9 protein-coding genes are annotated in these 13,395 nt (G+C 72.5%); 8 read left to right on the forward strand and 1 reads right to left on the reverse strand.

Features of this window, described 5'->3' with window-relative positions; all coding sequences use genetic code 11:
- Window positions 1-156: 156 nt before the first annotated feature.
- Entirely contained in the window at window positions 157-3,150 is a 2,994-nt protein-coding gene (locus AB0M29_RS07400) for a discoidin domain-containing protein (protein WP_365381007.1), read from the reverse strand.
- Window positions 3,151-3,368: 218 nt separating this feature from the next.
- Here AB0M29_RS07400 and AB0M29_RS07405 point away from each other — a divergent pair, with 218 nt between their 5' ends.
- From AB0M29_RS07405 to AB0M29_RS07440, 8 genes are all read left to right on the forward strand, one after another.
- On the forward strand, window positions 3,369-4,721 hold the full coding sequence (locus AB0M29_RS07405) for an alpha-L-fucosidase (RefSeq protein ID WP_365380282.1): 1,353 nt from the start codon (window positions 3,369-3,371) through the stop codon (window positions 4,719-4,721).
- A 326-nt stretch (window positions 4,722-5,047) separates the two neighbouring features.
- Window positions 5,048-6,178: an ROK family transcriptional regulator gene (locus tag AB0M29_RS07410; RefSeq protein WP_365380286.1), complete on the forward strand. Its 1,131-nt coding sequence runs from the start codon at window positions 5,048-5,050 to the stop codon at window positions 6,176-6,178.
- 241 nt (window positions 6,179-6,419) lie between these two features.
- The gene (locus AB0M29_RS07415; protein WP_365380289.1) at window positions 6,420-7,856 is read left to right on the forward strand and encodes an aldehyde dehydrogenase family protein; all 1,437 of its coding nucleotides are present in this window, start codon (window positions 6,420-6,422) and stop codon (window positions 7,854-7,856) included.
- A gap of 11 nt (window positions 7,857-7,867) precedes the next feature.
- Window positions 7,868-9,199, forward strand: a complete 1,332-nt coding sequence (locus tag AB0M29_RS07420; protein WP_365380291.1) for a sugar ABC transporter substrate-binding protein — start codon at window positions 7,868-7,870, stop codon at window positions 9,197-9,199.
- Entirely contained in the window at window positions 9,199-10,110 is a 912-nt protein-coding gene (locus AB0M29_RS07425) for a sugar ABC transporter permease (RefSeq protein WP_365380294.1), read from the forward strand. The genes AB0M29_RS07420 and AB0M29_RS07425 overlap by 1 nt, the downstream gene beginning before the upstream one ends.
- Window positions 10,107-10,961: a carbohydrate ABC transporter permease gene (locus AB0M29_RS07430; protein WP_365380297.1), complete on the forward strand. Its 855-nt coding sequence runs from the start codon at window positions 10,107-10,109 to the stop codon at window positions 10,959-10,961. Before AB0M29_RS07425 ends, AB0M29_RS07430 begins: the two co-directional genes overlap by 4 nt.
- Window positions 10,962-11,142: 181 nt before the next feature.
- Window positions 11,143-12,402: a glycoside hydrolase family 6 protein gene (locus AB0M29_RS07435; protein ID WP_365380299.1), complete on the forward strand. Its 1,260-nt coding sequence runs from the start codon at window positions 11,143-11,145 to the stop codon at window positions 12,400-12,402.
- 374 nt (window positions 12,403-12,776) lie between these two features.
- Entirely contained in the window at window positions 12,777-13,394 is a 618-nt protein-coding gene (locus AB0M29_RS07440; RefSeq protein WP_365380302.1) for an RNA polymerase sigma factor, read from the forward strand.
- The last annotated feature ends 1 nt before the right edge of the window (window position 13,395 follow it).

Raw genomic sequence — 13,395 nt, forward strand, 5'->3', positions numbered from 1 at the left:
TCCTGTTGTGTGTTGTTACGGCCGTGGGGGGGCCCGCCCCCAACCCATCTTGGGGGGGGGGGGGGGGGGGCGGGCCGCCCCCCCCCCCCCCCCCCCCCCCCGCCCCGGTTCCGTCAGCGGTCACGGCTCAGGAAGCGACCTGCGAGCGGCCCCGCCTCACGCGTAGACCCCGAACTCGTAGAGCGAGTAGCCGTACGCGGTGCCGCGCGCCGCCAGGTTCAGCCGCACATAGCGTCCCGACCCGCTGACGTCGAGCGTCTCCACGCCGCCCGTCCCGGTCGTCGTCGCGTACACGGTCGTCCAGTTGCTGCCGTCCGCCGACACCTGCACCTGGTACGCCTTCCCGTACGCCGCCTCCCAGCCGAGCTGGACGTGCCGGATCGCCGTCGTCCGGCCGAGGTCGACCTGCAGCCACTGCGCGTCGCTCCACTCGCTCGCCCACCGGGTGTCCCACCTGCCGTCGGTGGTGTTGGCCGGCGGGTAGGGCGCGCCGTCGCCCGTCTGCTGGTACGAGGACGCCGTCGCCGGCCTGCCGAGAGCGACGTTCGTGCCGTCCACCGGCGGCGCCACGACCCGGAACGACCTGGTCTCGATGCCGACGTTGCCGTGCCCGTCGTAGGCGTAGACGTACACCTTCCACACGCCCAGCGTCTTCGGCGCCGTCACGGTGAACCGGCCGTCCCCGGTCTGCGTGAAATCCACCTGCCGCAGTCCGGTGCCGCCGTCCACGTACTTCGAGGAGTACATCAACTGGTAGCGGACCGGGTCGCCTTCGGGGTCGCTCGCCGTGGCCGCGACGTCGAAGGTGCCGCCCGCGGGGACCGCGCCGGCGCCGGTCACCGTCATCGAGCTGATCACCGGCGGGGTGTCGGCCTGCGGCGTGCCGCCGTAGTCCTTGGCGATCGCGTAGTACGCCAGCCGGTTCCAGCCCGCGGGGCGGACGTTGAACCACACACCGCCGAAGTCGTTCTCGTTGCCGTAGTGGAACATCGTGGCGCCCAGCGCCACCCCGGTGTGCCCCGTGACGCAGCTCCACGCCGACAGGTACGCGTCCCGCTTCTGGACGTCGGTGGGCTCGGTCGGCACCCCGTTGGCGTCGTTCGGCACCTCCCACTCGCCCGCCTCGCCGGTCTCGGTCACGAGGTACGGCTTGCTGTAGCCGCCGTTGACCCAGTCCTGCTTCACCTGGCACACCGCGCCGTAGGAGTTGACCGCGTAGAGGTCCAGGCTCGGCGTGTACTGCTTGTAGTACGGCCACGCGCCCGTCCACGCGTCGGTGGAGGTCACGGGGTGATTCGGGTCGATCGCGTGGATCGCCTGCGCCACCTGCTCCACGAACTTCGCGTAGGCGATGCGCTGTTGCTCGACGGCGGCGCCCGAGTAGTGGTCCTGCGTGGTGAGGATGACCTCGTTGCCGACGTCCCACATCAGCACACCGGGATGGTTCCTGTACGCCGTCACCCACTGCTTGATGTCGGCCAGGGTGTTGTTCTTGTACGTGGTGTCGTTGACGTAGTCCGCCCCCTGGTTGAGCCAGAAGCCGTTGACCACCTTGAGGCCGTACGCGGCGGCCGAGTCGAGCAGCGGCTTGCTGGACGCGTCGGTGCCCCAGGTGCGCAGGGTGTTGACGCCCATCGCCCTGAGGTCGCGCATGTGGGCGTCGGCGGTGGTGTTGGACGGCCCCCAGGTCACGCCCTTCACCGTGTACGGGTGTCCGTCCACGGTGAGCTGCCAGTCGCCCTGGCCGCCGGTGACGTGCACGTCGCTCGCGCCGGTCGGCACCGGCGGATCGGTCAGCGGCGCGGGCGCGCTGCCGGTGGTCTGCGCCACCGACACCGAGTCCAGGCTCAGGGTGCCGCCCGACGAGGTGTCGTCGGCGGGCGAGGTGCAGCCGCACACCGCGTTGGGGTAGGAGCCGCCGATCCTGAGGCTGAAGTCGACGAACACCCCGTGGTGCACGGCGGCGTTCCAGGTGGCGACGCCGACCTGCGACTCGCTGACCTGCCACACCTGCTGGTCGTCGAGGTACCAGCGGATCTGCTCGTCGGACCTCGTGCGGTCGATGACCTCGGAGTAGGTGTGGTAGCCGCTCTGGCAGCCGGCGCAGGTCGCCAGACCGCTCGTCAGACCGTTGTACTCGGCGCAATTGCCGTCAGGCGCGGTACCGCAGTGCAGGGTCGCCGAGAGCTGGCCGCGCCCGTTGACGTCCTCCATGATGTCGCTCTCCCCGACGGCGGGCCACGCCGCGGTGTTCCCCCGGTAGGCGGCGCCCACCGCGCGGAACGACGGCCAGTAGCCCAGCGCCTTGGCCGGGTCCGGCTGCTTCAGCGTGGCGGAGATCAGCAGCTGGCCGCCGGCGGGGGCGGCGAAGTCGCTGCGCCGGGTCTCGATCCGCCCCGACGTCCAGGCGGCACCGGACTTCAGTGCGGTCAGGTTGAGGTGGCCGCTGCCGTCGAGGCCCACGTTCGCGGGGGAGTCGGTGGCGGTCTCGACCTCACCCGTGCCCCAGTTCGCCGGGCCGCCGGGGTACGCGGTGCCGGTGTCGGTGATCCAACTTCCACTGTCGGGCGGGGTGTTGGCGGCGCCGTTGAAGTCGTCGCCCCACAGCGTCGTCCAGTCGCCGGGCGGCGGGGTGCCGCTGCCGCCGGTGGTGCCGCCGGTCGAGCCGCCCGTGGCGCCGCCGGTCGAGCCGCCGCCGGAGCCGGTCGTCCCGTAGACCTGGAACTCCCACAGCGAGTAGCCGTAGCCGTTGACCCGGGTGGCGCCGTTCATCCGCACATAGCGGCCGGTGCCGCTGACGGCGAGCGTCTGGACGCCGCCGGTGCCGGTGGTCGTGGCGTAGACGGACGTCCAGTGGGTGCCGTCGTCGGAGACCTGGAGCTGGTACGCGGTCGCGTAGTTCTCCCAGTTCAGCACGATCCTGCTGAGGGTGGCGGAGGCGCCGAGGTCGACCTGGAGCCACTGCGGGTCGCTCCAGGCGCTGGCCCAGCGGGTGCCGGTGTCGCCGTCCACCGCGGCCGAGGCGGCGTATCCGGCGCCCTCGGTGCTGGACGCCGTGGCCGGTCTGCCCTGGGAGAGCAGGGCGTCGGCGGCGTGCGCGGGCGTGGTGGGGACGGCAAGCGCGTACAGCGCCAGGCCCACCGCCACCATCAGCAGCAGGACGGCGCGCAGGGGCGGGGGAAGGGAACCGGACGTTGCGGATCGCGGGGGTGAGGCTCTCATGCCGGTCTCCAGCGGGGTGGGGGGAAGGAGGCGCGGGCCCTGTGGGGAGGGTGGGGAGAGCGCTCTCCCAGTGAACGGTAGAATCACGCCGGGCGCCGCCGCCGTCAAGACGTCGCCCAGGATCGGCCTCCCCGGGGCGGGATTGATTGCCCCGGAGGCGGCCCGTAAGGTCATCGCGATCCGTCCACACATCCGATGTCTCGACGCGCGAGGTCCGGCCCATGCCCCTGCAGCCCTGGTTCGCCGACGCCAAGCTCGGCATCTTCGTCCACTACGGCGTCTACGCCGTCGACGGCGTCCCCGAGTCCTGGTCGTTCTTCTCCGGGCAGCTCACCCGTGAGCAGTACATGCGGCAGCTCGACGGATTCACCGCGTCCGCGTACGACCCCGGCGCCTGGGCCGCGCTCTTCGCCCGGGCCGGCGCCCGCTACGCGGTGCTGACGGCCCGTCACCACGACGGCGTGGCGCTGTGGGACACCGAACAGGACGGGCTGTCGGTGGTCCGCGACACCCCGGCGGGCCGCGACCTGATCGGCGGCTACGCGGACGCGCTGCGCGCGGCGGGCCTCAGGGTCGGCCTGTACTACTCGCACTCCGACTGGTCGCACCCCGACTACCCGACGGTCAGGCATCCGCGCCCGGACCCCCGCCACACACCGGTCAACGACAACCGCCTCAGCACCCCCGAGCCCGGCGCCGAGGACCCGGCCGCCTGGCGCCGCTTCCTCGCCTACCGCAACGCGCAGGTACGCGAACTGACGACCCGTTACCGGCCCGACCTGCTGTGGTTCGACGGCGAGTGGGAGCGCGACGAGGAGCAGTGGGGCATCGGCGAACTCGCCGACGAGATCCTCGCCGTCAACCCGCGCACCGTGCTCAACTCCCGCATGCTCAGCCGGGGTGACTACGCCACGCCCGAGCAGGGGGTGCCGCTGGAGGCGTCGGACGGCCCGTGGGAGCTGTGCCTGACCGTCAACGACTCGTGGGGCTACCAGGGCCACGACCACCGCCACAAGTCCGTCGGCCAGCTCGTCCGCTACTTCACCGAGACGATCGGCGCGGGCGGCAACCTGCTGCTGGACGTCGGCCCACGGGAGGACGGCACGATCACCCCCGAGCAGACCGCGCGCCTGGAGGGGCTCGGCGACTGGATCGTCCGGCACGCCGACGCGGTGTACGGCACGGTCACCGGGCTCCCCCCGGGGCACCACTACGGGCCGAGCACGCTCGCCGCCGACCGCAGGACCCTCTATCTGACCTGCTTCGACGCGCCGCGCGAGACGGTGTCGGTACGGGGTCTGCGCAACGCCGTCCGCCGCGTCACCGTGGTCGGCGCCGGGGTGGAGCTGGGCCACCACGTCACCGGCGGGCTGCACGAGGTGCCGGGAGTGCTGTGGATCGACGCCCCGCCGGCGGACGCCGTCGACCCGCACGCCACGGTGCTCGCCGTGGAGCTCGACGGCGAGCTGGACCTCTACCGGGGGCCGGGCCGTGACTGAACGCGGTCCCGGCCCCCACCGGGGCGGGGCGGGTCCGCCGCGCGCGCCGACGGGCGCAGGCCCAGCCCTCCGACGTCTGCCGACGCGCCAGCGTCCGGTCCCTCGGGAAAGCGCTTCCCGATCATCGGCACCCCGCCCGCCATCTGGCACTATGTGCCCTGTACCGCTACAGCCAGCAGCATCGGCACGAGCCATCGCGCCCGCCGCGGTTCGCAGCCGGACCAGCGAACCGGCCGAGCCGCCGGACCGACATCGTGAGGGGGACTCCGGTGAAGCGCGACGTGGGCCGGACGACGAGGGATCTCCGTCGGCACAATCGCACGTCCGTGCTGACCAGGCTCTACCTGCACGGCCCGGCCAGCCGGTTCGACCTGATGCGCGCCACCGGACTCAGCTCGGCGACGGTCAGCAACGTGGTGACGGACCTGGTCGCCGAGGGCCTGGTCGCCGAGGCCGGACTGCTGGACTCCGACGGCGGCCGTCCCCGTACGCTCCTCGAAGTACGGCCCGGCTACGCGCAGGTGGCCGGGGTGGACATCGGCGAGACGCATGTCCAGGTCGGGCTCTTCGACTGGACGCTGGACACCGTCGCCACCGCCACGTACCCGATGGACGAGGGGCGGCCGGACCCCGCGGTGCTGGCGGAGCTGGTCCGGGCGGGCATAGAGGAGGTCACGGCGAAGGCCGGGGTCGACCCGGCCGCGCTGCTCGGGGTGGGCGTCGGCGTACCCGGCGCGGTGCTGCCGGACGGGAGCGTCCACGCGCCCACCTTCGGCTGGTCGGGCGCGCCCTTCGACGCGCTGCTGCGGCCGCATGTCGCCGCGCCGCTGCACCTGGACAACTGCGCCCGTACGCTCGGCCAGGCCGAGATGTGGCGGGGCGCCGGGCGGGGCGCGCAGCGGGCGATCGTGGCACTGCTGGCCAGCGGTGTCGGCGCGGCGGTGGCCACCGGCTCACCCGGCGGCGTCACCAGTACGACCAGCGAGTGGGGGCACACCGTCGTGGAGGCGGGGGGCGCCGCGTGCCGCTGCGGTTCGCGCGGCTGCCTGGAGGCGTACATCGGGGCCGACGCCATCCTGGAGCACTACCAGGCCATCGCGGGGGAGGCGGAACTGGCCGGTGCGGGCACCGAGGCCAGGATCGCGGCCCTGGTCGCCGAGGCCGCCGAGCCGGGACCGGCCGCCGACACGGTGAGCTGGGCGGCGGAGTACCTGGGCATCGGCATCGGCAACCTGATCAACCTGCTCAGCCCCGACCGGGTGATCCTCTCCGGCTGGGTCAGCGCGGCCATGGGCCCGACGATGCTCCCCGCCGTCCGCGACGCGATGCGCCGCCACACCCTGGACTACATGGCGGGCGGCACGGTCCTCGAACTCGGCCGTCTCGGCCCCGAGGCGGTCGCCCTGGGCGCGGCCACCCTCCCGGTGCACGAACTCCTCACCTCCGGCGGCCGTTAGCAGTCGTCCGGCGGATCACGAACGGTCCGGCCGCGCCGCCGCACTCCCGCGCCGTCGGGCCGCACTCCCGCGTCGTCCCGCCGCACTCCCGCGCGCCGACGGGCCACCTCGCGCCCACCGGGCGGAAAAAAATCCGTGCAGGACGATTGACCCCCCATCCATAGCTACTTAGTTTAAGTCGCAGAAAAAGACGCGTTCCCGCGTCGGCCCGCCCGCTTCCCCACCCTCCCCTGGAGCACGTATGCCCTTCCCTCCCGGCGACGGCCGGCTGTACATCGACGGAGCCTTCGTCCCCGCGTCCTCCGGGCTCACCGCGGCCGTCGAGGAGAAGGCGACGGGCAAGGTGATCGGCAGCTACGCCCTCGGCGCGGCCGCGGACATCGACCGCGCGGTGGCCGCCGCGCGCGCCGCGCAGCCCGGGTGGGCGGCGCTGTCCGCGCCCGAACGAGCCGCGTACCTGCGGCGGTTCGCCGGCTATCTCCAGGACCACTACGAGGAACTGGTCGAGCAGAGCATGCGCGAGACCGGTGGCGTGCGGGCCAAGGCGGAGGACGAGGTCGGGACCGGTCTCAAACAGCTCGCGCTCTCCGCGGTGCAGGTCAGCGAGAACGCGGGCGACATCCTGCCGCCGTACAAGGCGGGCAAGTTGTCGCTGTCCCGGGCGGTCCCGCTCGGCGTGCTCGGCCTGATCACCCCCTGGAACTACCCGATGAACCTGGCGATGCGCGCCCTGGCCCCGGGGCTGGCCTTCGGCAACACCGTCGTGCTCAAGCCCGCCGAACTCACCCCGGTGATCGGCGGCCAGGTGCTCGCCGCGGCGGCGCGGTACGCGCAACTGCCGCCCGGCGTGCTCAACGTGGTCACCGGCGACGGCCCCGGAGCGGGCTGGCCGCTCGCCCGCCACCAGGGCGTCGACATGCTGGACTTCACCGGGTCACGCGAGGTGGGCCTGGCCATCGACCGTGCCGCGGCGGGGGAGTTGCGTGACATCCGCCTCGAACTCGGCGGCAGCAACGCCTTCGTGGTGCTGGACGACGCCGACACCGAACTCGCCGCGGACTGCGCGATGATCGCCTCCCTGGAGTTCCAGGGCCAGACATGCATCAGCGCCAGCCGCCACATCGTGCAGCGGGCCGTCGCGGACCGGTACCTGGCAGCCGTGACGCGGCGGGCCGCTGCGCTCAGGGTCGGCGACCCGTTCGACCCCACCGTGGCGCTCGGCCCGCTGATCAGCGCCGCGCAGGTCGAGCGGCTGCACCGTACGATCGTCGAACCGTCGCTGGCCATGGGCGCCCGGCTGGTCACCGGCGGTACGTACGACGGGCTGTTCTACCGCCCCACCGTGCTGGCGGACGTCACACCGGAGATGCCCGCCTTCCGCGAGGAGATCTTCGGGCCGGTGATCCCGGTGACCGTCGTCGACACCGAGGCGGAGGCGGTGGCCCTCACCAACGGCCTGCCGATGCTGATGAATTCGGTCTTCACCCGCGACCTGATCCGCGGACTGTCCGTCGCCGAGCGGCTCCAGGCGGGCGAGGTGCACGTCAACGACGCCCACGCCCGGCACGGAGCCGACAACCAGATGTCCGGCTTCACCCGGCGCCAGTGGATCGGACTGCAGCGCACCCCTCTGGAACTCCCCACCTGGGCCACCGCGCCCGCGTCAGAAGAGAGCTGAGGAAACACCCCATGACCGTGACACACGGAAGACGGCGGACCGCCTCCGTCGCCCTGCTGGCGGCCGGACTGCTCGCGACGACGGCGGCGTGCGGCGGCGGCTCCGGCAAGAAGTCCGGCGACGACAGCGCGAAGGGCCCCGCCAAGGGCAAGGTCCAACTCTCCTTCTGGGACTGGGACCCGCACATGGACGCGGTCGTCGCCAAGTGGAACTCCACCCACCCGGACATCCAGGTCAAGCTCTCCAACCCGGCGGGCGGCGACCAGCTCGTCGCCAAGATGATCACCGCCCACGAAGCCAAGAACGGCCCCGACATCGCCAAGGTCGAGTACCAGTCGCTGCCCGCCCTGGTCTCCAAGGGCGTCGTCCGCGACATCACCGACTGGACCAAGGACACCGTCGGCAAGTTCGACGCCCCGACCCTGAGGACCACCACCTTCGAGGGCAAGGTGTACGGCGTGCCGCAGGACGTGGCGCCGCTGATGCTGTTCTACCGCGCCGACCTCTTCAAGCAGTACGGCCTGGCGGTCCCCAGGACGTGGGCCGAATACGCGGCCGAGGCGAAGACCGTACGCACCAAGGCCCCCAAGTCGTATCTGACCAACTTCGACGCGGCCGACCCCGGTTGGTTCACCGGCCTCGCCCAGCAGGCCGGCGCCGCGTGGTGGTCCGCCAGCGGCACCACCTGGAAGGTCGACATCAACGGCGCCGCCACCAAGAAGGTGGCGGACTACTGGCAGGGACTCGTCGGCGACGGCACCGTCGCCAAGAACCCCTCCTTCTCGCCGCAGTGGAACAAGCAGATGAACGACGGCACCCTGCTGACCTGGATCTCCGGCGCGTGGGCGCCCGCCCAGCTCGGCGGCATAGCCCCCGGCACCAAGGGCAAGTGGGCCGTCGCGCCGCTCCCCGCGTGGACCGCGGGCGACCCGGCCACCGGCATCTGGGGCGGCTCCGCCACCACCGTGACCAGCGACTCCCAGCACCCCGCCGAGGCGGCCGAGTTCGCCTCCTGGCTCAACACCGACGACGCGGCGGTCACCGAGCAGGTCAAGCAGATCAACATCTACCCGGCGGCGACCCCCGGGCGCTCGCTGCCGATCCTGCAGTCGCCGCCCGCCTTCTTCCCCAACCAGCCCGACTACTACGACCAGGTCAAGAAGGTCGCCCCCGACGCCCGCAGCTTCCCGATGTGGGGACCGAACGTCACGGTCACCTTCACCGGCTACACCGACAACTTCAGCAAGGCGCTGCAGAGCGGCGGTTCCTTCGACGGCGCGCTCGACACCGTCCAGAACGCGAGCGTGGCCGACATGAAGAAGCTCGGATTCACGGTCGGCTGATGGCACGCCCCACTCCCTCCACCCGCCCGAGCGGCGCCGCCCGCGGGACCAGCCGGTTCCCCTACCTGCTGGTCCTGCCCGCGGTCCTGCTCTTCGCGGGATTCGTGGTGGCCCCCGGGATCTACGCGCTGGTGCTCAGCTTCCAGCGCCGCAAGATCAACGGCGGACTGCTCGGCGGCGGCACCCACACCGTCTGGGCCGGACTCGCCAACTACCGTGACGTACTGGGCGACGCGGAACTGTGGTCCGGCGTGCTGCGGATGCTCACCCTGGGCGCGATCACCGTCCCCGCCACCGTCCTGTTCGCGCTGCTCTTCGCGGTGCTGCTCGACATGGAACGCACCCGGCTCAAGCGCGTCACCCGGCTGACGATCTTCCTGCCCTACGCGGTCCCCGGTGTCATCGCCTCGCTGATGTGGGGGTTCCTCTACCTCCCCGCCACCAGCCCGATCGGCGGCGACCACGTGGACTTCTTCGGGCAGGTGGCCGTCTACCTGTCGGTGAGCAATGTGGCGGTGTGGGCCGCGGTCGGCTTCAACATGATCGTCATCTACACCGCGCTGCGCGCGCTGCCCGCCGAACTCTACGAGTCCGCACGGCTCGACGGCGCCGGCGAGTGGCAGATCGTACGGCGGATCAAGGTGCCGATGGTGATGCCCGCGGTGGTCATGTGCTGCCTGTTCACGGTGCTTGCCGCCCTCCAGGTGTTCAACGAGCCCAACACCCTCAAGCCGCTGTCCAACGCCGTCTCCTCCACCTGGGTGCCGCTGATGAAGATCTACGACGACGCGTTCGGCAACTCCGACATCTACTCGGCCGCCGCCACCTCCGTCGTCCTGACCGTCGGCGCGCTCGCCGTCTCCTTCGTGACCGCCCGGGTCATCCAGTCCCGGGTCCAGGAGGGCAAGTGAGCACGCTGACCGGGCCGCGCCGCAGGATCGCCCTCCTGCCCACCGCCGCGCTGGTGCTGGGCGCGGTCTACTGCGCCGTGCCCAGCCTGTGGATCCTCATCGCGGCCACCAAGTCCCGTACCAAGCTGTTCTCCACCGACACCTATGTGCCCTCCTTCGACCTGGGGATCCTCCGCAACATCCGCGACCTGTCCGACTACCAGCACGGCATCTTCTGGCACTGGATGCTCAACAGCTTCTTCTACGCGGCCGTCGGCGGGGTGCTCGCCTCCTTCGTCTCGGCGGCGACCGGCTACGCCCTGGCGAAATACCAGTTCCGCGGCCGGAGCACCCTGTTCAACACCATCCTGGCCGGGGTGCTGCTGCCGCAGATCGTGCTGGCCGTCCCGCAGTACCTGCTGCTGTCCAAGGTGGGGCTGACGGACAGTCTGATCGGTGTGCTGCTCCCGCAGTTGTTCAATCCCTACGGCATCTACCTGTGCAAGATCTACGCCGCCTCCGCCGTGCCCGACTCGCTCCTGGAGGCCGGGCGGATCGACGGCGCCGGTGAGGCCCGGCTGTTCTTCTCGGTCGGCCTGCGGCTGATGGGCCCCGGCCTCGTCACCGTCTTCCTGCTGCAGTTCATCGCGATCTGGAACAACTTCCTGCTCCCGTACGTGATGCTCACCAGCGACGACAAGTTCCCGCTCACCGTGGGCCTGTACAGCCTGCTGCGGCACGGCGCCGCCGAGGCGTCGCTGTACTCGCTGGTGATCACCGGGACGCTGCTGTCGGTGGTGCCCGTGATCGCGCTCTTCCTGTCGCTCCAGCGGTTCTGGCGGATCGACCTGGTGACGGGGGCGCTCAAGTAGGGTCCGCGGTTCGCGCCTGTACCGCGCCCGACTCCTGCGCGGGCTTCCCCGACGGAAGCCCGCGCAGGGGGATTGACGGGGCGCCCGTGTGAGGAGTTAATTCAACCAGCCGCATATGGGAGCGCTCCCACGAGACTCCGGGTGCGGCACTCCGTCAGGCTGCCCCGAGGAGCGCATCCGCATGACCGCACGCTTCCGCGCACGTACCGCTCGTACCGAACGCACCGCTCGCCGCGGCGCGCGGGCCGGCCGCACCGGCCGGGCGACCCGCACGCTGACCGTCGGGGTGTCCGCCGCGGCGCTGGCCGCCGTGGCCGCGGCGGTGCCCGCGCACGCCACGACCACCGCCGTTTCCGCGACACGCGCGCCCGCGGCCCTCTACACGCCGCCCGCGAACAGCGCCGCCCACACGCAGATCCTCGACCTGCTGCGGCAGGGCCACCTCAAGGACGCCGCGGGCGTGCTGGCGATGACGCTGACCCCGCAGGCCGTCTGGTACGGCGACGGGACGCCCGCCACCGTCGAGGCGTCGGTGCGCGGCACGGTCACCGCCGCCGCCAGGCGCCACGCGCTGCCGGTGCTCGCGCTCTACAACATCCCCGGGCGCGACTGCTCCCAGTACTCCGCGGGCGGCGCCGCCGACACCGCCCAGTACGAGGCATGGATCGACGCCGTCCGGCGCGGCATCGGCGCGCACCCCGCCACGGTGATCCTGGAGCCGGACTCGCTGGCGCTGCTGCCCTCCGACTGCGGCGCCGACGACGCCCAGGGCAGCAAGACCGCCGCCCGCTACGACGAGATCCACTACGCCGTCGACGCGCTCGAACCGCTCGCCGCCACGAAGGTCTATCTCGACGCGGGGCACAGCGGCTGGCACAGCGTCAACGACATCGTGCCGCGGCTGATCGCGGGCGGCGTCGGCGACGCCACCGGGTTCTTCCTCAACATCTCCAACTACCGCTCCGACAGCGAACTCGCCTGGTACGGCAAGCTCGTGTCGTCCTGCCTCGCCTACGCGGACGCCGGCGGCGACCCCGCGGCCTGCCCCAACCAGTGGTGGGCGGTCAACGACGCGCAGGCATGGCTGGACGCCCATGTGCACACCGCGCCCGCCGCCATGAAGCACTTCGTCACCGACACCAGCCGTAACGGCCAGGGCCCGTGGACCCCGCCGTCCGGCGTCTACTCCGACCCGCAGGACTGGTGCAACCCGCCCGACCGCGGCCTCGGCGCCCGCCCGACCCTGACCACCGGCGACCCCCTCCTGGACGCCCGCCTCTGGGTGAAGATCCCGGGTGAGTCCGACGGCCAGTGCACCCGCGGCACCGCGGGCCCCGACGACCCCGAGCGCGGCGCGCCCGACCCCGCGGCGGGCGCCTGGTTCCCCGCCCAGGCCCTCGAACTCGTCCACGACGCCAACCCGGCACTGCTGCCGCACTGATACCGCCGGCCGCCCTCCCCGCCACCGCGCCCTCCCCGCCCAGCGGCAGGGCGGGGAGGACGGCCTGGCCCTCCGGCTTCCCCGCGCCCCGACGCGGCGCCCCTCCTCCCGCGCGGCCGTACCGTCCGGCCCCCTCCGCGGCCCCTCCGGGACCGGGGCGGGTGGGGCGGGTGTGACGGTTTCCGCGGGTGGAGCGCTGTGGGGAGTAGGAGCGCGTGCCCGGTCGGGGCAGGCGCTCCGGGGCGAACTCGGAGGCGGTACATGCACGGTGGGCGGGCGGGGCGGTGACACCTTCCGCCGTTGCGACGCTGTACGAGACGGTACGGCTTCCCACCAGGGGCGGCCGCGGTGCCGGTACGCACAAAGAGGACACGGTGGGCAGGGCGGGTGCACGGGGGCGCGCGCGGGCCGACGACGGGGAGCTCGGCCTCGCCGTGACGCGCGCCCGCGGCGGCGACGAGGCGGCCTTCGCCGCGGTCTACCGCCAGGTGCAGCCCATGCTGCTGGGCTTCCTGCGCGGCCTGGTCGGCGACGACGCCGACGACGTCGCCTCCGACGCCTGGCACGACATCGTCCGTGACCTCGCGACCTTCCGCGGCGACGGTGCCGCCTTCCGCGGCTGGGCCGCCACCATCGCCCGCCACCGCGCCCTCGACCATCTGCGCCGGCTGAGATCCCGCCCGCGCACCACCCCCCTCGACCCCGCCGTACCCGGCCCCGTCACCGTGCCGGACTCCGCCGCCTCGGCCCTGGAGAACCTCTCCACCACCGACGCCCTGGCGATGATCGCCGCCCTGCCCCACGACCAGGCCGAGGCGGTGCTGCTGCGCGTGATGATGGGCCTGAGCGGCCCCGCCGCGGCCAAGGTCCTCGACAAGCGCCCCGGCGCGGTGCGCACCGCCGCCCACCGCGGTCTGCGCCGCCTCGCCGAGCAGCTCGCGGCAGGCGGCGACCCCGCGTCCGCCGCGGGCGACAACCCCGGGGAGGCGTGAG

The organism is Streptomyces sp. NPDC051976 (genome assembly GCF_040680795.1).
Taxonomy (GTDB): Bacteria; Actinomycetota; Actinomycetes; order Streptomycetales; family Streptomycetaceae; genus Actinacidiphila.